This window comes from Bremerella volcania (genome assembly GCF_007748115.1).
Taxonomy (GTDB): Bacteria; Planctomycetota; Planctomycetia; order Pirellulales; family Pirellulaceae; genus Bremerella; species Bremerella volcania.
This window is the reverse complement of sequence record NZ_CP036289.1, coordinates 57,874-76,567: the sequence shown is the minus strand read 5'-3', so window position 1 is coordinate 76,567 and position 18,694 is coordinate 57,874. Positions and strand designations below refer to the sequence as shown.

Genomic DNA, 18,694 nt, shown 5'->3' with positions numbered 1-18,694 from the left:
TGCGGTTCTATCGTTATTTGCGCATAGAATCCAACATTATCTCGAACCGATTTGCTGCGAATTTCAGGGCTTCCATTGATCGCCCCTGTTGGATTGCCTACGCAAGCGTCAATAAACGTTACCTCTGTTCGATGTTCCTTTCATGCATAGATGGGAGAATGGTATGAGGAAGTTAAACTGCTTGATTAGTATGGCTGTTGTTCTGTTGGTAACAGCGTTGCCACGAATCGCGACCGCTTGCGGACCGTACACGGATACAGGCACTTTCGACGTGACGGTCGTTCAGCGATCGCCGACTTGGGGGCCTAAAGAGAATCCCGTGCCTGGGGGCACCTACAATCTGGGGATTACCCAAAGAGGGCACACGTATAGGGTAGTGGTCAAAACGGACGAATCAACGGTGCTCACGCTGAGTCATGCGGCTGTCGCCAATGGTGGAATTTTTACGGGGGATCCCACCGTCGTGGTGAGCACCGCAGGCGGCTGCTCCACGCATACGTTTTCGCTCAAAGTTCGCAATGAAACGGTGCCGCTCACCTACTGGATTCAAAGTAAAATCACGGTTAGCGATAGCGTGAATACAATGCAATTTGACGTGCAAACCCGAGAAATCGAATACGACTAGACTGCCCTCTTCCCGGCTGGGTGGCACGGGAGCCAATCACACCTCCATGTGCCACTGGCCTCCGGGTGAGTGCCATGCGGTTCCATCGTTAACCACTTGTCTCTTGAACACCCAAGCGATGAAACCAAGCCGGGTCAGCGGCGTAGGCTGGGTCGAGACCTCAATGTTACCCACATTTCTACTACGCTAGCTCGTAATTCTTACAACGCCTGTCTTCGTTTTCTGCGGAATTGTGCTTGTTTTGCGTTTGGTATTCGGTGTGCACCAAGCCAACTCGTCGACGCACGAGTGAGGGAGCCTCTCGAGGTTTGACTTCGGCAGGGGAAGTCGTAGGCGTTGAAGTGGGCTGGGCGGCGAGCGCGTGTTGTACTCGTTGGCGATGATGGAATTTTCTCCGTGTGAATTGGGGGATGTGCGACGAACGAAACGCCTGGTTAAGGCAGCAGCTCAGGTGCTGGTTCGGCCTGACGGCACGACGCCTGAGCAGGCCGAGTCGTGGGGGGACTGCAAGGCGTTGTATCGCTTGATGGACTGCGACGACATCAGCTTTCAAGCGATCACTTCACCCCATTACGAGCGGACCAGGCAGAGCGGCGATGCCGGTTCGGTCCGCCTGATTCTCAACGATACGACCGAGATCGACTACGACAGCAAGCGTCGTGCTCGCGGTTTGGGACCGGTCGGTCGCAACACGGGACGCGGCTTCTTTCTCCATTCGGCGTTGATGCGTGACCCGGTCACGAAGCAAGTTATCGGCCTGGCCGGGCAAGAGGTTCAATATCGTACGAAGAAGAAAGGGGCGAAGAACTCGCGGCGACGTGATCCCCATCGTGAACAGGCCGTCTGGGGACGGCTGATCGATCAGATCGGGTCGCCTCCGCCGGGCGCGACCTGGCTGCACGTTTGTGATCGTGGTGCCGACGATTACGAAGTCTTCTGCCGCGCTTATCGTCAGCGTTGCGGCTGGATCGTTCGAGCGTGTCGATTGAATCGTCAGGTGATCTCGCCAAGCGGTGATCGCATGACGTTAAAGGAACATCTGACCGCGCAGCCCGTTCGCGGTCGCCAGTCGTTGGAAGTGGCAGCCACGCTGAAGCGATCGGCGCGAACGGCCCAACTGGAACTACGATTCGCGCCGTTGGCGTTGCCTCGGCCGCGAGTGATCAACGCATGGATTCGCAAGCACGCGCCAAGCGAGCCTCTAGCGATGTGGGTAGTTGAACTGGCCGAAATCGATCCACCGAACGATGCCGAGCAAGTTCGCCGGACACTACTCACTTCGCAACCAGTGGAAACGGTGGAGCAGGCCCAGCAAATCATCGACTACTACGCGCAGCGCTGGGCGATCGAAGAATACCACAAAGCGCTGAAGACAGGCTGCCAGGTCGAGTCTCGCTATTACGAAACGGCCGAGCGTTTGGAACGAATCACAGGTCTGCTGGCAATCGTGGCCGTACAGCTACTTCGTCTACGCCATCTGGCCGACGAGCACCCCGACCACCCAGCCATAGAAGTCGTGCCCGCACAGTGGATCAAGACGATCACCAAAGTACGACAGCGCCCCAGTCCCCGAGCACCCAAGATCAATGCAACGACGATGACGCTTGAAGAGTTCGACAAACACCTGGGCGGCCTGGGAGGTCACCTCGGCCGAAAATGCGACGGCCGCCCCGGCTGGCAAACCCTCTGGCGCGGACCGGAAAAACTCCTTCTGATCCTCCGCGGCTGTGAGATATTACGAACAAAATGTGGGTAACATTGAGGTCTTGACCCAGCCTACGGCACTGCGGTTGCCGCGTGAATGAGTGCTCCGGTTCACGGCTTTGTTATCCCACGATTTCTTTGTGCTAATTTGTTATTCCAGATTTCGTCAAATGTCGAACTTCAATGCTCGAATCGCCATTATGGCGAGACTGCTCTCGATACTTGAGCCCAGCGGGAAATGTATCTCCCACCAGTTCGATTTCGGTCACCAACAGCCTGTCAATTTCGCAGCCATTCCAGTGCAGGAGCGTATTCTTGTCGTCAGTGACGATGTAAGCGGAAAAGGACGAGTGCAACCGATGAAGGCACTTGGTGTTCGGTTCGCGTTCACGATCTGCAAGATAAACGAAGAATCTATTGCCTTCAGCGTCCTTGACTTCGCCATGCCACCAAACCGTCATAGTAAGTTTCGGATCAAGATCCTCTCGAATGCGATCCAGTCCTAAGTACTGGTTTAGGCCGTTACTCCATGCTGCAGGTTGCGTTGCCAACGCCTTGAAGAGATTTCCAGTTTTACGATCGACTTCAGCCAGTGGGTCTATGGCGAAACAGCTTCGCTCAGGATTCGGGTGATACCGATACGCGAAAGAGTCCGGCTTCAAATGTGTCTCTAGTCGATCAATCTCATTCTGAAGCTCAACTGCCCGACGGCGTTCAACGAGCCAGCCAATTCCAAATCCGACTAAAAGGAATGCAAACAGCACATTGGAGAGTGAGAATTTCATGCCACAGTCTGCGGGATAACGCCTGCCGTAACCGGGCACGAACGGAAGGCTTTGATTTCAGTTGCCGCGTGAATGAGTGCTCCGGTTCACGGCTTTGTTATCCCCCAGGGATTCTTGTCACTTAGATTCCACCCAAATGGATTTCCGTGTCTTGTTTGTATCATTGATCAGCGTTTTTTGCCAATTTTCAGAAACAGCAGAACACTCCAATTTCGATTCGAGCGGTGGGAAACATAGCGAATTTAACGAGACCGGTGGGCAAACCAGGAAAGTCACCTTAGACGGTTCGATCTTCATTGGAGCCGTGACATAGCCTCGATCAGAATCTGGGAGTTGAACTTTTAGCGGACTGACAGCCGATCCCATACGCCATGACTCTGCGATTCCTTGAGGCGTTGGAACAAAGAAATCATAGCGAAAGTGGTCCCTCTTAAACCCTAGGCGAACAGCAGTTTCAGCCCAAGATTCGTTGTACTTGAGTCCAATCCGAAACTGCGAAAAATCGAACGAGCTGTTGTATATAAAGATCCTCAGCTTGTTGGTCTCTTTCCTTTCAATCCCTGCTGGATCACCGAAAAACTTGGGTTCCCCGTGATCGATTTCGACGATCTTGGTCGGGTATTTCTCCTTCATTGACGCGATTGCCTTGATCAGCTGCGCCCTAAACTTATCGGAAAGGTTGGACAAATCCAGCCTCTTGTATCCCGCATATCCACACAAAGAGAATGACATCTCCTCAGGTCGATCGTAGTCCAAAATGCTGAGTTCTCCGCTCTGGAGTGCCTTCCATTCGGATTGATCGATCTCGCAGTAGAAGAACGCGTCTCCAGGGATGAAATAGCTGTTGTTCGCGGAGCATGGCGTCGCAAGTAGAAAGCAACTTGCAGCTACAATCAAAATCCGAGACATCGTGCGAGTTCCTTGTGGGGCTAACGCCACCGTTCACCCGGCCGCGGCGAACGACATTGATTGATGAACCCGCGTGGCCCGCGGCTCGGTGTGCAACGGTTTGTTATTTGGCCTGTGTGACGTCATTGGGATCACATGGGGCAGACCGCCTGTAGACAACGCCAGCAAATGCCATGGCATCCTTCGAGATCAAGTCGAGTGGCAGTTTGGTTTGGGGTAGGTCATTCTGTCCGTCGTACTGGTACAAGCAGACAACCTGCATGCCATTGAGCTTCCATGTGCCCGTTCCATGGACGGATCCAATCGATTTATCTTGACCAGCAATTTCAACTGTGCCGTTGGTATGGAAGCTGAGCACAATAGTTTGAAGATTGTCAGGCTTGGCGACCCATTCACCGATTATCGCTGATTGCGGAACGGGCAGCATGTCGCGAAGTCGCTCGGCTTGTAGCGCACATACCAATTGCCGCAATTGGTGGACCTGGGTTTCCAAGGTGTCAACGCGTTGCTGGAGTGTATCGGGCGATTCGTTGGAATCTGCTGCGCTAACGGCTGGGTTGCGGGTGACGTAAATCACAACCGCAGTAATCGCAAGTAGAGCACACGTAAATCGTGAGTATCTCATTGGGAACTCCATTTCAGCTTGAGGAACATGCTTTGCCAAATAACTTCTACGATCACCGGGCCACCGGAGTGATCGTTCCATCTAAAACACGCGCGATCGGCGGATCCGTGTGCATCGTGTTGTTACATGCCGAGGATGCGGGGATCAACGTCGGAATCAACGTAAAGTGCGTCAAGCCAAAGCGTGAACGACGCGCCATCGTCACTCAAGTCGTTTACCGTTCCGTAGACGCAGTCCTCGTCGATTCGATCAAACGCAATCCCATCTAACGACACGCGTTTTGATTTCCATTTCAGACCATTCGCATCGTAGCACAACAGATGCGTCCAGTCACAAGCAATTATCAGGTCTCGGTGTCGGTCGTAAACGGCATCCGTGAGCATTCGTTCTTCGGAGGCCATACGCAACGATCGGTCATTTGCTGCAACGCGGTAAAGACGACCGGCTACCACCACCATGAATTCATCGGTTGTGAGGTTTTGCAGCTTGCCCTCGTAATGGAGGTTTCCGGCACCGAATATGCCGCACCATTGGCGGTATTCGTCGTCCTCAAAGAGCACCCAGAGGCAGTTGCCGTAAGCATCGAACGCAACTTCCGGAATCACCCAGGCAGGACGTTCGCGAATGATCTCAGCAGTCGCCATTCATTTCGCTTTTAGGCATGTAACGGCACGCATCAGCGGGCCGGCGTGAGATGCTTTGACTTCAAAACCGACCCGACCGCCGGCTCCGTTGCATGTGTTTGTTATCCGGCGATACGGGGTCAAGTTTAGCCAACGCGAACCCGTTCGATGGAGTTAACCGCAGACTGAAAGAACAATGCCAATTCTACGGTTTCCGAAACGGGATGTCGAATATCGTCGTTGGGTGATTCAAAAATGTACCGATCCGATACAAAGTTGTCGGAGTATTCGACGAGTATTGGGAGCAGTCCGGGATATGTTTTGTTGAGACGATGCTTTGCAAATTCTTCAATCAAGTATGTTTTCGCCCAGTTTTGGAGGTGATCGAAAAGTTTGTCGAGTTTGTGACCAGGCTTGTTCGGTTTCGTCGTGATTAGGTCGCAATCAACACCGAGTGTTTCAAGTTGGTTGTGACGCACCCAATGGCAATCCAATGATTTGATGTAGAGTTCGACGGCAAACACAGCATTCACGCGCATTGCTTGCGTGCCGGAGTTCGAGATCGCGTCGTAGAGCATCTTTGCGGTGTCGCAGAATTGGTCGGCAAGGCAAACGACGTGGGAATCTGGAATTTCGCATTCAACTGCCATCATTTACTCCGTTTGGTTTCGGGCAGGACACAGCGAACGAGCTTAGGGTTCATGCCAGATCGTTTGAGTTCAATGGGCGGCGGCCAAGCAGCGTTGGGTTCAGGACCGAGCCGAACCGCCGCTCCATTGCAACGATTGGTTCGTCTTCATTCTTTCGGTTTCGCTGACATGTCTAGTTCGATTGAGATTCTGTTGTCACCGGTTTCTACATCGATCACTTTGATCAAACCGGAGGTGGAGGCGAGGAGAAGGGTCGACCCGTCATGGTCGAGAGCGATGTGCGTGGGAAGATACGGTGCGACCTTATCGCCGTTCTTGGGCGTCAGCCTCTCGGGCACAATGTAGGCAATAGTCAGCAAATCATCCTGAGTCGAAACATCGAAGACTGTAACCTCTCCACCCAGATCCCGCTTGAATCGCTTTTTTGCCAACACCCCTGGAATCGGTCCGTAAATCGAAACTCCTGCGAGACGTTTTCCATCCCCACTGAATGTGAGCCACATTATGCTCCCTAAGCAGCTCCCAATCTTTGACTGCTTTCCCGTTTCAAGCTCTCGTGTGTATATGATTGAACCAGAGGACAGGTTGTCGCTATCGACGAAAGCTATGGTCTTGAGGTCTGGTGAAAACGCCGCAGCCATGGCTTGATTCGGCGTCGCAAACTCGTAGAGCAATGTATTGTCAGCAACTGAAAGCACACGAACTTTCCGATACCCTGCCTCGGCGCGCATCTTCCCATCCGAGCTCAAGCTTGTGTAGGGTTGAACACTTTCCTGCCGTGGGTTGGGCTTAAAGACGAGCGCCTTGTCCGGATCGTATTTAAATTCCGGTCCCTCCGGCTCTTCGGCATGGAGGTCCAAACACGACCATGACAGCAAACAAGTCCAAATGGCTGTCGCCGCTAAATAACGAGAGAAGCGAAATGAGTTGTGTTTTTGTGTGAGTGTCTTCATGCAGCGAGCCTGGCGTAGAGTGTGAAGTCAAGATAAGGGCGGAAGGTGATCCGAGCTATCGCGGGGGCATCTTGCAGTTCGACGAACTTGTTATTAGACAGACTTTCTCTGTATAAGTCCTGCTTACACAGAATCAATTCGCGGAATCCACGTGATACCACACATCCTTGCGGGTGTGTGCGAGCGTACATTCAGTAGCCCAGCTTGCAATCGTAAGAGTCGGTTATTATCCTACAAAACCCCTCTTCAGCCAGCAAATCCTCAGGCCTCAAGCCGTTTGCAGGCCGTCTCCGTAACACCTTGCTTGTAGACCAACGGCCGAGGGTGTAACAAAGGGTAGAGCGGGGGTTCGAAAGGGGTAAAGAGCCCGCCTGAGAATGAGCGGAAATCGCTTTAACGCGTTGATTTCAAAGAGGTTGCAACAAGACCCTGCAAAGGGGCACTGTTGCTTCAAAATCCAGTTCCCGCAAGGGAGTGGGGATTGTTTCCTCTGCGACTTTTTCTAACTTTCTCCTGAGTGCGGGAATGCATTCCTCGCGATTTTTTCGTTCCCGTAGGAACACTCCGGCGATAACATAAAGGAATCCCTCCTCCCTCTCCCCCTCCAAGGATTCCCGCATGTTCCAGCCCTACGCGATCGCGACTGCGCTGCTGGCGATTTGCTCGTCGCTTCCAGCCACCCACCTGCTGGCCAAAACGATTCGTGTGCCTGATGATCGCTCGTCGATTCAGGCCGCCATCGACGGGGCCGAGCCTGGCGACCTTGTCCTGGTGAAGCGGGGCACCTATTCCGAGCGTCTCAAGCTGAAGGCCGACGTGACGGTGCGTAGTGAAGGGGCCGATACCGCAGGCAAGCTAGGGCGGCTGCGTGCCGAGGAAACGATCCTCGATGGGGCGGACGTGCCTGGGCATGGCAGTGCGGTGATCATGGCCGAGGGGGCCGTGCTCGATGGCTTCACCGTTCGCAACTTCGGTCACTACGACGAAGCCGAGTGGGCGAAGCATCACAAGACGCAGGGAAACCTTCAGTCGCACGAGCACATCGGCGAGAGCCCTGGCCCAGGCATTCAAATCCCCGACGTGACCTGCGTGGTGCAGAACAACATCGTGCATCACATCGGCGACACAGGCATCGGCCTTTTCGGCAGCCCAGGCAGTGCCGCTTCGCCGCACGTTTACCAGAACGTCTGCTACCGCAACATGGGTGGCGGCATCGGGGCGATGCGCCACTCGCGGGGGATTATCGAAGCGAACGTCTGCTTCGAGAATTTTTACGCAGGCATCGGTCACAATCATGCCAGCCCGATCGTGATCCACAATACGTGCTACGAAAACATTCGCGCCGGCATCGGGAGCAGCGAAGGGTCGTGCCCCACGGTACGCGAGAACAAGTGCTACAAGAATCGCCGGGCCGGGATCGGCGTGCGAACCGGTTCGAACACACGTCCGATCATCGAGGCCAATCACTGCTACGAAAACGACATGGCAGGCATCGGCACCGAAGAGGACGCCGCGTCGATCCTCCGCCAGAACGAGTGTTACCGAAACAAGCTGGCCGGCATCGGCATCCGCCACGCGGAAGCGACCATCGTGGGCAACGAATGCTATGAGAACGGCGCTGCCGGCATCGGGCTCGACGGCGCCAAGGCCGTCGTGCTGGACAACCACAGCCACCACAACCAGACCGCCGGCATCGGCCTGGCCGAAAGCGAACACGGCCTGGCCACGCTGGCGAGAAACAAGATCCTCGAGAACCGGCAAGTCGCCATCGGCATTCACGGCGGCTGGCAGGTCGAACTGATCGAGAACGAAATCGAACGGACCGGCGGGATGCCGCCGTTGGTGATGATCTTCGCCGGATCGAAAGTCGATTTAAGTGGCAACACGTTCCAGGGAGGAGGCGTCGCCGCCATCCGCGTCGCCGGCGAGGCCCGGATCGAAAACAACCGGCTGGTCGCCACCGAGCTTCGCAAAGCAGGACCACCCAGCTTCGGCATCTGGGCTTTGCCGGACGCCACCGTCCAGGCCTACGGCAACACCTTCGAGAACTGGCGCCACGCGATCTTTGCCAGCCAGGCCCACGTTTCGGCAGTCGATAACCAGGTCAAGTCATTCCACCAAGCGGCGTTTGTGATTGAAGACGCCAAGAGCACGGCAACGGTGATGGGCAACCAGCTGACGACAGGCGATGCCAACGCCAAGGTGGTGCTGGCCAGGGGTAAGGAGACGCAGCGGGTCGTTGAGCGGGATAACGAGATTCTGGCGGAAGCAAAATAAGCCGGATGCTCTACCCTTACTCCAGCGGCTGTTTCGCTTCCTTCATGAAGTTACCCATCATCTGCACGATCGTGGGATGGTCCTTGGCGATGTCGGTCGTTTCGCCGATGTCTTCGTTCAGGTTGTACAACTCGATCGGTTTGTCAGGGGCCTGGCGAACCGCTTTGAACGGTCCTTGCCGGGCCGCTTCCATTTTGGCGAACGACGAATACGAGATGCGCTGCTTCGGGTCGGGCTTGCGGTTTTCGACGACTACCTTCTGCTGCTTGCTGAGCAAGGTCGGCAGGAAGCTGAGGCCGTCGTTCAGGGGCACCCTCTTGGCCTGGGTCAGGTCAGCGTAGGTGGCCATCACGTCGTAGGCGTTGAAGGTAATGCCTGACTCGGTGCCGGCCGGGATTTTGCCGGGCCAGACGGCGATGAACGGCACGCGGATGCCTCCTTCGTAGACGGTTCGCTTGTATCCTTTCAGCGGGCCGTTGCTATCGAAGAAGTCGACCTTGTGCCCCCCTTCCTGATGCGGGCCATTGTCGGATGTGAAGATCAACAGCGTGTTGTCTTCGATCTTCAGCTCCTTCAGCAGGTCGCGCAGCTTGCCGACGTCGCTGTCCATGTGCGTGACCATCGCGGCGAAACCTTTCTCCGGATCGGGCCAGTCCTTGTCGGCGTACGGACCGTAGCTAGGGATCTCGCTGCCGTTGCCGGTGACGCGGCCTCCTTCGTTATTGGCGTGAGGAATCGTCCAGTGAATGTGCAAGAGGAACGGCTTGTCGGCGTTGCGGCGCACGAAGTCGAATGCTTCCTGGGTCATCACGTCGTGCGAGTAGGTCTTGCGGGTATCGAGCTTCGCCACGCGGCCGCGAGCGTTCTTGTCGTCCATCAGCACGTTGCCAGGCAGGGGAAGCTCTTCGACCTTGTCTCCTTCACAGCGCCAGATGTGGGGCGGGTAATAGTTGTGGGCTTCGCCTTGATCGAGGTACCCGCACCAGAAATCGAACCCATGGTAGATCGGTTCCCCGCCGCTGCCAGGCGTACCCATCGCCCACTTGCCGACGCCGCCGGTGGTGTAGCCTTGCTCTTTCATCAACTCGGCGATGGTGTGATCGGACGACTTCATCGTGTACGGCTTGTTGTCGTTGATCGGCTGATGCCCCAGGTGCCGCCCGGTCCACAGCACCAGTCGCGAAGGACGACAGACGGTGCAGCCGGCGTAGAAGCTGGTCAGCTTGATCCCATCGCTGGCCATCTGATCGAGCTGGGGCGTGGCGATCTTCTGCTGTCCGAAGCAGCCGAGGTCGCCGTAACCGAGGTCGTCGACGTAGATGAAAATCACATTCGGCTTGGCATCCTCCGCCGCACAAGCGAACGAGGGAACCAAAAGCAGCAAACCAGCAAACAGCAAAACCAAACGACGCATGGCAGGGACCTTCCGCGCGAGAAAGTGACGAATCAGGGTGGCTGTTTAGTATCGTCTCGCGAGGTGGCGGGGTCAAATCTGCGCAGGAACGCGCGGCAAGCGATCGAAATCGACGTCATACGGGTGATCGGGAACCCAGTCTCCTTGAAGCATCACGGGCGAATGGGCAGGCCGCTCTTGGGCGACCAGCGAAGAAGAGCCATTGCCTGCGATGATCAGCATCGCCCCGCACACACCAGGCACAATCGTTTCATCGTCATGATATTGTTACCCAGTCATTAATCACGAAGGGAGCCTATCGTTATTGATCCGCTATCTTCGGCTCGATCCCCAAGAGGCCAGAGAACTCCAACAGCAACCGCTGCGGGGTGCTCATCGCGGCGCGCTGCTCGAGGACCGATTGTGCGAGTTCAGGCTTGTCGGTCAGGATGCCGTCGACGCCGCGGCTCATCATCGTCGACATGGTGGCCGCATCGTTGACCGTCCAGACGAAAACCTGTTTGCCGTTATCATGCGCTTGATCGATCAGCAGCACGTCGGCGAACCTGGCGTTGACAGCCAGGAAGTCGGCGTCCAGCTTGCTCAGGTTGCCGGCAGCGACCGACATGAGCAGGCCGACTTTCCACTGCGGGCGAATGGCTTTCATCTTCTGAACGCCTTCTCGCTTGAGCGACATGGCCATGACCTGATCGTTCATGCCTTGCTGGTCGACCACGTCGGCAACGCGCTGCTCGAGCATTTGATCGTGGCCATAATACTTCAGCTCGATGTTGACGCCGACCTTGTCTTTGCACAGGGCCAGCACCTCGGCCAGCGTCGGTACCCGCTGGTCGGCGAAGTCAGGCGATTTCCACGAGCCGACGTCGATGCCCTTCAATTTGTCTGAGGTGGCGTCCCAGATTTTGAGTGGGTCTTTGCTGAGCTTCATGAAGTCGCTGTCGTGCATGACGACGACCTGCCCGTCGGCCGTTTCCTGCACGTCGAGTTCGATCCAGTCGGCACCATCTTCGATGGCCTGCTGAAACGAAGCGAGCGTGTTCTCCGGAGCTTTGCTGGAAGCACCCCGGTGAGCCATGATCTGCACGTTGTCTTCGAGCTGAACCGACTCGAGCGCGGCGGTTCCGATAAGGATGGCGACCAGAATTCCTATCAAGCTGATCGCGGCCACGCGCGGGCGGGTGATCTTCGGGCCAGAGTAGTTGGCGGCTTCGTGTTCGAATTGGGCGGCCAGGTCGACCTGCGATCCTTCACCGGGCGATTGGTAAAGGGTGAACAGCATCGCCGTGAACGTCGTCGTGCCGAGCAGGTTAGTCGCCAGGTTCACTAGCGTCAGCAGCAGCATCGAGACCCCGATCGCGACGACCAGCCAGTTCAGGGACGTCGTCGAGTCGGGCATCAGTTGCTGACTGCACCAGGTGACGATCGCCGAGGCTATCGCAGAGACGACCAGGATGGCCCCAGCCCAACCGAGAAGCCAAACAAGCACAATGCGACGATGCCCATGAACCCGGCGGCGACTTTCCCGAAGTGCTTCGGTCGGGCTGAGCTTCTCGAACAGCAGCAGCGGCAGGGCGAAGAAATAGTTGGCAATCATCCACAATAGCACGGCTGCCAGGCCCAGTAACAACGCCACGCCGATCCCCACGGCCACGCGAAACACGGGCGGGCTTTCCTTCAAGTAGTAGTTGATGTCGTACTCGGTGAGGAGCGAGAAGTAGACGCCCCCTGCCACCACCAGAAACGGCACCACGGCAGCGATGATGAGCAGAATGATTCGCATCGTCAGGCGAACGACGCTTGTCGCATGAGCAGCAGCAAACCGTAAGGCACCCAGTGGCGTGACCGTTCGGTTGACGTGCCTGGCGGCGAGGATTCCCAGCAGCGAGGTCTGTTCGAGAAACACGATCCCCAGCCACAGCGACCCAACGACAATCAAGCACAACCAGCCGGCCGGGCCGAGAAAGAACAGGGCGATCTCGACGTCCGACAGAACCTCGTCCCCAAACGTCGCCAGTAGAAAGCGAAACAGACTACCCAACAGCGGCGTGAGCACGATGAACGCGAGAATCTTGTAGAGCAGATCGGTCGCGACAAGCGTTTTCCAACATGAGGAGAACGCCTGAGAAGCAGCAGTGAGCCGTGAGTTCATGTAGGTTTCCCTCTGCACTTCCAATCACGACGGCGGCAAGTTGGAGTTACCAATTCAACGTGAACGATTCACTAAAACAACTGGTATGCCTTGGCATCCAAGGTCTTTGCCAGGTCGGCATCGTTCGCCTTGTCGAGCAAGTAATAGTAGCCGTAGGGATACTTGAAGACGTGCCCGATGCCGACGGACTTGTCTCCGCGACGCTGCCAATATTCGGCTTGATTGGGTCGTAGTTTGCTTGGGGCGCGGTCTTTGATTTCGCGCGCGTCGGGGCCGGGGCCTTGCCGGGTGACGGTCACGTATTTGCGGAACGCGGTGCGGCAGCCTTCGGCAAGTTCTTCGTCGCCGTCGGCGGCCAGTTCGACCATCGCCTGGCCGAAGGTAAGCATGTGCCCGGCGAACCCTTGCCCATGACCGACGAACCGATCGATCGCATCGCTGGCTTCCTGCAGAACGAATCGCGAAGCGGCGGCCGTATCGGAAAACGAAGGAGGCTGCACGCTTTCATCGGGAGCCTCATCACGCCACGGCTTGAACTTGCGGATCATCTGGCACACGCCATCGACGCGCTGCGGGGTGGCCAGTTCGGGCATCAGGGTGAACGACTTGATTGCCAGGCTGGCGAAGATGACGTTGTGCCCCACTTCGCGAAGCGTCTCGCTACCATCGAGCAGTGCCAGGCGAACTTTTTGCACGGCACCGGGATCGGGGTCTTCTTCGGGAAAGGGCTGGCACAGCTTCGTCTTGGCCCAGTTCAAGTCGAACAACTGCGAGATCCGCGTCATCGTCGGTTGATCGAAACCATTCTCGACGCACATCAAGTGGGCAGAGATCATCGCCGCGCCGCGATGCCCGTCGTTGAAGTAGTTCATCGAGTGTGCCCTGGCCAATGCGTTCATCCCCAGGCGAACCAGGTGCCGGTCCTCCAGCGGCGACTGCTCGGCGGCTTTCAGCCAGTCCGACCAGAGACTGCCAGATAGGGTTCCTCCAGCGAGAACCATTTGGGCAAAGCGACGGCGATCCAATGACTTCTTCATGACAAGCGCCCCAGAGAAGTGAAACAGAATAATTAGGCAGGAAGGCAATCCTTTTAGGATAGCTGAAAACGGCGTGCAGGACGAAGTACGAAATCGCGAATAATGGGTACGGCGCGCTCACCATGAACGTCAGTGCCGGTCACACACGCTTTGAGGATGGTTAATGGAAAAGGATTTCCCATAGCAAATCGCCCTTGAAGCGGCGGTCGATTCCACGCAAAGCGATCCAGATTGACGGCGAAGAATTTATCGATATTCTTGCAAGATTACACGTGACATCATCATAGCCGTTTTCTATAGTGCGCTCTGTCTGCCAAGTGCTGCTTGGCGGGGTTTTCGCCCGTCGGACCTGGCAGACACCATCATGGCAAGCTTCGATTTTCTCGTGTTTCTTTTCTTTCCTTTAACTCGGAGACCGATACCATGAAGTCCGCGAATAAATTGAATGAGCGGAGTGGCTTTACCCTGGTCGAGTTGCTGGTGGTCATCGCGATTATCGGCGTTCTGATTGCGTTGCTTCTTCCGGCAGTGCAGCAAGCCCGGGAAGCTGCCCGCAGGATGAGCTGCTCGAATAACCTCCGCCAGCAAGGGCTCGCACTGCACAACTATCACGATACGCACAACTCGTTTCCCTTCGGCGGGCGTCATTACATTACCTACGCGGGAACGAGCTGGCGATTCGCGCTGCTTCCTTACCTCGAACAGAAAGCGATCTACGACCTCGACCGTGCTTCAGGTCATCAACTCAACACGTATGCGGGGGGCGGAAGCAATACCGACATCAATGCCTATCGGGCAGAAACGCGGGCGTTGTTCAGTATCGTTGTCGACGGTTACGTTTGCCCGTCGAGTTCGATCGATACGCTGTTCGCCGCGAACAATAGTGCGTCCCTTATTTCGATCGGCGCCGTAACCCAGGCCCATCACTACGTGGGCATCATGGGAGCGTATCCCGATCCGGCCGGACGAAGCGATACGTACTACGCGGTCCAATACGGTAGCTATGCCGCGGACAACGGCATCCTGACGATCGGCGAAACGAAAGCGATTCGCGACATTACCGATGGAACGTCGCAAACGATCATCGTCTCGGAGCAGTCAGGCAACCCCGATCCGAACCTGAAGAATCGCCAGCTGGCCAACTATCACACCGGCTGGGGAGGCATCTCAACGACCGGCACCGTCTCGGACTGGCGGGCCGGGGCCGCGAATCTGCATAAGTACGGCAACGGTTTGACCGCCGTGTTTCATTCCCCCAACCCACGCTCGACGGGAATCGAAGCGGACAAAGAATGGGACTTCAATACGCCGTTGACCTCATTCCATCCCGGCGGCGTGCAGGTTCTGCTGGCCGATGGGTCGGCGCGTTTCCTTCCAGAAACCATTCCACTGACGACCCTGCAACAACTGTGCGTCCGCGACGATGGCACCGTGATTCAAGGGTTCTAAGGGGGTGAGATGATGACACGAAACAGAGAATGCGGAGGGCAATCGATGCACGTTCGGTGGGAAAAACACTTGGCCCGCCATGTGCGAGCCGGATGGATCATCGCGATCTTCGGTCTGGCACTGGTAGGCTGCCAAGGCCGTAGCGCTCGTCCTTCGGCGGATATTCAGGGAGTGGTTCGCCTGGACGGCAAACCGCTAGAGCAAGCCAGCGTCCACTTCACGTCGCCGCGCACCGGTGAATCGGCGTATGCCAACGTCGAACCTGGCGGAACGTATCGCATACCTTTTCCGGAAGTCGACATCGGCGAGCTGTACGAAGTGGCCGTACGAAAACCGGTAGTCGAAGTCGAGTACGCTACCGATGCCCCGACGTCACAGCCGAAGACGACTAAGATCCCGGACAGGTATGCCAACCGCCGAACGAGCGGCTTGACGTTCAAGATCGAATCCGGCGGGTCGCAAACGTTCGACATCGACCTAAGCGGATCGTAATGAGTGTGGGGCAATCAGAAACGAGTGGCACCAAGTCCCCGCTTGGGAACCGCTCGTTTCCGCACTCTCGCCACATTGCTTTCTTAATGATGCGTCTGTTTGCCACCGACGCACAGCACTTTGGTTGGTATGCCGCCGACTTCGTACTCACCGTGAAACTCGAGGTCGGAAAGCGATAGAAGCTGCAGCTTGCCGCTACCCGGGTTAGTGACCACCGCCCAGCGGCCGTCGGCGTCGAAATCTATTTCATGATGGCCATAGTGACCCATTACCTGGCTCGGCCCGATTGGCAGTTGCTTGACCACCTTGGCATCACTCAGGTCGCGGTCGGCGTTGGGATCGAGATCGACCACCACCAATTGCTCGGCGGCGTCTCCTTCCTTTCGGTCCTGAAACAGAAACGCATAGTTCTTGCCGGCCGAGGTGACTACGGTGGTCGGCGTCGTGAGCGAGAGGCCGTCTGGCGTATCGATCGGCAGCTTGACGACCGAAGGCTCGGCGGCGGAGGCATTGACCAGGCAGAGCGCCGCCGCGCCATGCTTACCGGTCGTGCATAGCACCCAATTGCGATGCGTGACGAAAGCACCGGTACGGTTGGGCCGATCAGAATCGTCGTCTTTGCCCAGGGATAGATGATGCATCTCGACGCTTTCGGGGGATTGCTTCAAGTTCACATCCGCATCGACGTAGTAGATTCCATCGGAAGGGGCGAAGAAGACGCGCCCGTGGCTGGCCGTCGCGCCGTGGAGCCCTCCGACGGGAAGCTGAAACGAGTAGGCAATCGCGTCGTCGCCCGACCGGGTGAGATCGGTCACGTCGATACGACCGTTGTTCTCTTCATCGCGGGCAGCCCATGTCGAGTAAGCGATCTTGCCTTCGATCGCCGCCAGCGTGATGTGTCCGCCGCCACCACGATAGAAGTGCCCGTGCTGTTGATCGTCCTGCCGCAGGAGATGCAGCGGGTCGAGCTGCGTGAAACCGTTCCGCTTGTCGTTGGCCAGGTAGAAGACGCCATCGTATCGGTACAGATGGGCCGGGTTCCCCTGCGCTTGATCGACGACGCTGGCAAGCAGGTGGGGGGGCTCCTTGTAAACGTGGTCGTCGTGATCTCCATGCGAATGACTACGGACACCCATGTCGATGGCCGCCCACCCGCTTTGATATTTGCCATCGTCATCGTCACGGATGCCGACGACGACCACGCGGCCGATACGCTCCATCTGGACAAGCTCGTTGCGCTGTGCGTCGAGCTGGGGGAAACCTTCAATCGCGTCATGCTTCGTAAAATGGATCTGCGAATCGGCCAGGGAAAACTGGCCCCAGCGCAGCGTCTTCGCCTCACGGTCTTGCCAGACGATGCGCATGAGGGGCGTTTCTGCGGCCTGGATGGATACGCTGCCAGTCAGCAGGAATAGGATCACAAGTAAGTTCGAGAGCAGTAGTTTTCGAGTCATGGTTTCATTCTTTGGCAGAGGTTGAGTGTTTGATTCAAGTTACAGCGACATCTTCGGAGCAGGCACGTTGAGATCGATCTCGGTTTGTTCCGCGGTCCAATCGATTTCCAACGGAGACTTCTCGGGCGAGCGGTATGCTTTCGGCCAGATCATGGGAAACTCGCCGGCCGATTCGATCGTCAGGCGATAGCTGCCTGGCGGCAGGTGAACCCCTTCCAGCGTCGCTTCCTTGCGCAGCTGGAAGTTCCCCTGGCGATCGCTCACGGCGAACGCCTGAGGGTGGCCGTCGTGGTCGAAGACGGTCACGCGAACCTCACCCAGCGGCTGACCTTCAGCGTGCAGCTTTCCAGGCGTGCCTCCGGGAATTGCGGGAGGTGCTCCGCAACCGATCAGCACACCAGCAAGCAGCGTTAACGTGGTTGGAATTAGGCGATGCATGGTTGCTGCTTGCTTAATAGGGCTGAGGGACTTCACCGCCGCCGCGACTAAACAGGGCCCGCCAAGTGGAGAGATCGATCGTCTCCGGCACAAAGCTGACACTGCCATCGGCAAGCACGATTTGCGTTCCGCCGGGGTGATTGCTGCGGCTGCTGGAAACGATGTAGCCGTGATGCGAAGCATCGGGACTACGACTGTTGGGCGGATAGAAGCCGTTGATCGTGATGTGATAGCCGGTGGTTCGAATCCAAGAGCCGGCCCGGGCACCGGTGTAGCCGGAGGCCGAAGCGGTATCGATGTCTTCGGCCGTCTTCGATCCCGGCGCGCCGCCGCTAACCCGTTTGATCTGCCGCTGCGGATCGGTCAGGACGGTGGTTGAAACCTGATCGCGACCACCAAACAACGTTTCGGCCATCAGAATCGTGTGACTGGTGCCGTCGGTAATGTCGCGAAACGCCGTGTTGCTGCCTCGCCAGAAGAGCCCGTTCGGATCGCAGCCTTCGCAGTAGTACAGCCCATTGCCACTTCCGACGTTGATCATGTAGTTGGTTCCGGCCCACGTATCGGTCCCGTCGTTGTAAAACGGGTCGCCACTGTCGGACGGGCACAAGAGCATCTCCAAAATGCGATCTGGAATGCCGGCATGCACCGGGTTGAGCGTCACCGAGGGACCACTGCCGAGCATCAGCGGCTCGCTGAAGTCGATCAAGTCGTGCAGGTTGCCTTGCTCGATGAATGGCAAGATCAGTGCCTGGGCCGAGAAGCCGGTGCTGCTGGAAGAAATAGGCGGGAACTTGTTATGGTTATCGTGATAGTTGTGCATGGCCAGCCCCAACTGCTTGAGGTTGTTCTGGCATTGAATTCGGCGGGCCGCCTCACGAGCCTGTTGCACCGCCGGCAATAGTAGAGCAATCAAAATACCGATGATCGCGATGACCACCAGCAGCTCGACGAGCGTGAACGCGTGTCGTGAACGCATGGAACTTCTTCCCCTTCGCGGATAACGAAAGCCGTGCCCAACAACGCACGACTGAATATCACATGCGACTTTATTTGTTTTGCAATTTAGTTGCAAGTACATTCTTGAAAGATTTACGGAAGGGGCGATTC

18 protein-coding genes are annotated in these 18,694 nt (G+C 56.7%); 5 read left to right on the top strand and 13 right to left on the bottom strand.

All coding sequences use genetic code 11. The features are described 5' to 3' along the window. The first annotated feature begins 163 nt into the window (after nucleotides 1-163). Both Pan97_RS00345 and Pan97_RS00340 read left to right on the top strand, forming a co-directional pair. Nucleotides 164-625 (top strand): hypothetical protein, encoded by a 462-nt coding sequence (locus Pan97_RS00345; protein WP_144969658.1) that lies wholly within the window; start codon nucleotides 164-166, stop codon nucleotides 623-625. Nucleotides 626-1,004: 379 nt separating this feature from the next. Continuing rightward, nucleotides 1,005-2,381 carry an IS4 family transposase gene (locus Pan97_RS00340; protein WP_315861160.1) on the top strand — a complete coding sequence of 459 codons (1,377 nt, stop codon included), beginning with the start codon at nucleotides 1,005-1,007 and terminating at the stop codon, nucleotides 2,379-2,381. A gap of 91 nt (nucleotides 2,382-2,472) precedes the next feature. Here Pan97_RS00340 and Pan97_RS00335 read toward each other — a convergent pair whose 3' ends face one another. From Pan97_RS00335 to Pan97_RS00310, 6 genes are all read right to left on the bottom strand, one after another. Next, entirely contained in the window at nucleotides 2,473-3,114 is a 642-nt protein-coding gene (locus tag Pan97_RS00335; RefSeq protein ID WP_144969654.1) for a LapA family protein, read from the bottom strand. Nucleotides 3,115-3,231: 117 nt separating this feature from the next. Next, nucleotides 3,232-4,023, bottom strand: coding sequence for a hypothetical protein (locus tag Pan97_RS00330; protein WP_144969652.1), 792 nt, complete (start codon nucleotides 4,021-4,023; stop codon nucleotides 3,232-3,234). Between the two features lie 103 nt (nucleotides 4,024-4,126). Next, nucleotides 4,127-4,648 carry a hypothetical protein gene (locus tag Pan97_RS00325; protein WP_144969650.1) on the bottom strand — a complete coding sequence of 174 codons (522 nt, stop codon included), beginning with the start codon at nucleotides 4,646-4,648 and terminating at the stop codon, nucleotides 4,127-4,129. A gap of 122 nt (nucleotides 4,649-4,770) precedes the next feature. Beyond that, entirely contained in the window at nucleotides 4,771-5,292 is a 522-nt protein-coding gene (locus Pan97_RS00320; RefSeq protein ID WP_144969648.1) for a hypothetical protein, read from the bottom strand. A gap of 125 nt (nucleotides 5,293-5,417) precedes the next feature. After that, nucleotides 5,418-5,924: a hypothetical protein gene (locus Pan97_RS00315; protein ID WP_144969646.1), complete on the bottom strand. Its 507-nt coding sequence runs from the start codon at nucleotides 5,922-5,924 to the stop codon at nucleotides 5,418-5,420. A gap of 143 nt (nucleotides 5,925-6,067) precedes the next feature. After that, entirely contained in the window at nucleotides 6,068-6,874 is an 807-nt protein-coding gene (locus tag Pan97_RS00310; protein ID WP_144969644.1) for a WD40 repeat domain-containing protein, read from the bottom strand. Nucleotides 6,875-7,492: 618 nt separating this feature from the next. On the opposite strand from Pan97_RS00310, the gene Pan97_RS00305 reads away from it, so the two are divergent. Beyond that, a complete protein-coding gene (locus Pan97_RS00305) occupies nucleotides 7,493-9,151 on the top strand; it encodes a right-handed parallel beta-helix repeat-containing protein (RefSeq protein WP_144969642.1) in 1,659 nt (552 codons plus the stop codon). 16 nt (nucleotides 9,152-9,167) lie between these two features. Here the strand turns inward: Pan97_RS00305 and Pan97_RS00300 are convergent, their stop codons facing one another. The 4 genes from Pan97_RS00300 to Pan97_RS00290 all read right to left on the bottom strand — a co-directional run bounded on the left by Pan97_RS00300 (nucleotide 9,168) and on the right by Pan97_RS00290 (nucleotide 13,751). Beyond that, nucleotides 9,168-10,565 carry an arylsulfatase gene (locus tag Pan97_RS00300; protein ID WP_144969640.1) on the bottom strand — a complete coding sequence of 466 codons (1,398 nt, stop codon included), beginning with the start codon at nucleotides 10,563-10,565 and terminating at the stop codon, nucleotides 9,168-9,170. Between the two features lie 72 nt (nucleotides 10,566-10,637). Continuing rightward, nucleotides 10,638-10,808: a hypothetical protein gene (locus tag Pan97_RS26150; protein WP_165698540.1), complete on the bottom strand. Its 171-nt coding sequence runs from the start codon at nucleotides 10,806-10,808 to the stop codon at nucleotides 10,638-10,640. A 58-nt stretch (nucleotides 10,809-10,866) separates the two neighbouring features. Further along, complete coding sequence (locus Pan97_RS00295; RefSeq protein WP_144969638.1) at nucleotides 10,867-12,714, bottom strand: glycerophosphodiester phosphodiesterase; 1,848 nt, start codon at nucleotides 12,712-12,714, stop codon at nucleotides 10,867-10,869. 71 nt (nucleotides 12,715-12,785) lie between these two features. Next, nucleotides 12,786-13,751, bottom strand: a complete 966-nt coding sequence (locus Pan97_RS00290) for a hypothetical protein (protein WP_144969636.1) — start codon at nucleotides 13,749-13,751, stop codon at nucleotides 12,786-12,788. Between the two features lie 423 nt (nucleotides 13,752-14,174). Between Pan97_RS00290 and Pan97_RS00285 the strand changes: the two genes are divergently transcribed. Beyond that, on the top strand, nucleotides 14,175-15,200 hold the full coding sequence (locus tag Pan97_RS00285) for a DUF1559 domain-containing protein (protein ID WP_144969634.1): 1,026 nt from the start codon (nucleotides 14,175-14,177) through the stop codon (nucleotides 15,198-15,200). A 45-nt stretch (nucleotides 15,201-15,245) separates the two neighbouring features. Further along, nucleotides 15,246-15,692, top strand: a complete 447-nt coding sequence (locus Pan97_RS00280; protein WP_144969632.1) for a carboxypeptidase-like regulatory domain-containing protein — start codon at nucleotides 15,246-15,248, stop codon at nucleotides 15,690-15,692. Between the two features lie 83 nt (nucleotides 15,693-15,775). Here Pan97_RS00280 and Pan97_RS00275 read toward each other — a convergent pair whose 3' ends face one another. Genes Pan97_RS00275 through Pan97_RS00265 form a run of 3 tightly spaced genes read right to left on the bottom strand, consistent with a single transcriptional unit; the run spans nucleotide 15,776 to nucleotide 18,563 of the window. Next, nucleotides 15,776-17,146 (bottom strand): YncE family protein, encoded by a 1,371-nt coding sequence (locus tag Pan97_RS00275; RefSeq protein WP_144969631.1) that lies wholly within the window; start codon nucleotides 17,144-17,146, stop codon nucleotides 15,776-15,778. Between the two features lie 39 nt (nucleotides 17,147-17,185). Beyond that, a complete protein-coding gene (locus Pan97_RS00270) occupies nucleotides 17,186-17,584 on the bottom strand; it encodes a carboxypeptidase-like regulatory domain-containing protein (protein ID WP_144969629.1) in 399 nt (132 codons plus the stop codon). A gap of 13 nt (nucleotides 17,585-17,597) precedes the next feature. Then, nucleotides 17,598-18,563, bottom strand: coding sequence for a DUF1559 domain-containing protein (locus Pan97_RS00265; RefSeq protein ID WP_144969627.1), 966 nt, complete (start codon nucleotides 18,561-18,563; stop codon nucleotides 17,598-17,600). Nucleotides 18,564-18,694: the final 131 nt, after the last annotated feature.

What these genes read in the sequence shown, in the direction of transcription:
- Pan97_RS00345 (WP_144969658.1), top strand. Translation starts at nt 164, where the DNA reads ATGAGGAAGTTAAACTGCTTGATTAGTATGGCTGTTGTTCTGTTGGTA.
- Pan97_RS00340 (WP_315861160.1), top strand. Translation starts at nt 1,005, where the DNA reads ATGATGGAATTTTCTCCGTGTGAATTGGGGGATGTGCGACGAACGAAA.
- Pan97_RS00335 (WP_144969654.1), bottom strand. Translation starts at nt 3,114, where the DNA reads ATGAAATTCTCACTCTCCAATGTGCTGTTTGCATTCCTTTTAGTCGGA.
- Pan97_RS00330 (WP_144969652.1), bottom strand. Translation starts at nt 4,023, where the DNA reads ATGTCTCGGATTTTGATTGTAGCTGCAAGTTGCTTTCTACTTGCGACG.
- Pan97_RS00325 (WP_144969650.1), bottom strand. Translation starts at nt 4,648, where the DNA reads ATGAGATACTCACGATTTACGTGTGCTCTACTTGCGATTACTGCGGTT.
- Pan97_RS00320 (WP_144969648.1), bottom strand. Translation starts at nt 5,292, where the DNA reads ATGGCGACTGCTGAGATCATTCGCGAACGTCCTGCCTGGGTGATTCCG.
- Pan97_RS00315 (WP_144969646.1), bottom strand. Translation starts at nt 5,924, where the DNA reads ATGATGGCAGTTGAATGCGAAATTCCAGATTCCCACGTCGTTTGCCTT.
- Pan97_RS00310 (WP_144969644.1), bottom strand. Translation starts at nt 6,874, where the DNA reads ATGAAGACACTCACACAAAAACACAACTCATTTCGCTTCTCTCGTTAT.
- Pan97_RS00305 (WP_144969642.1), top strand. Translation starts at nt 7,493, where the DNA reads ATGTTCCAGCCCTACGCGATCGCGACTGCGCTGCTGGCGATTTGCTCG.
- Pan97_RS00300 (WP_144969640.1), bottom strand. Translation starts at nt 10,565, where the DNA reads ATGCGTCGTTTGGTTTTGCTGTTTGCTGGTTTGCTGCTTTTGGTTCCC.
- Pan97_RS00295 (WP_144969638.1), bottom strand. Translation starts at nt 12,714, where the DNA reads ATGAACTCACGGCTCACTGCTGCTTCTCAGGCGTTCTCCTCATGTTGG.
- Pan97_RS00290 (WP_144969636.1), bottom strand. Translation starts at nt 13,751, where the DNA reads ATGAAGAAGTCATTGGATCGCCGTCGCTTTGCCCAAATGGTTCTCGCT.
- Pan97_RS00285 (WP_144969634.1), top strand. Translation starts at nt 14,175, where the DNA reads ATGAAGTCCGCGAATAAATTGAATGAGCGGAGTGGCTTTACCCTGGTC.
- Pan97_RS00280 (WP_144969632.1), top strand. Translation starts at nt 15,246, where the DNA reads ATGCACGTTCGGTGGGAAAAACACTTGGCCCGCCATGTGCGAGCCGGA.
- Pan97_RS00275 (WP_144969631.1), bottom strand. Translation starts at nt 17,146, where the DNA reads ATGACTCGAAAACTACTGCTCTCGAACTTACTTGTGATCCTATTCCTG.
- Pan97_RS00270 (WP_144969629.1), bottom strand. Translation starts at nt 17,584, where the DNA reads ATGCATCGCCTAATTCCAACCACGTTAACGCTGCTTGCTGGTGTGCTG.
- Pan97_RS00265 (WP_144969627.1), bottom strand. Translation starts at nt 18,563, where the DNA reads ATGCGTTCACGACACGCGTTCACGCTCGTCGAGCTGCTGGTGGTCATC.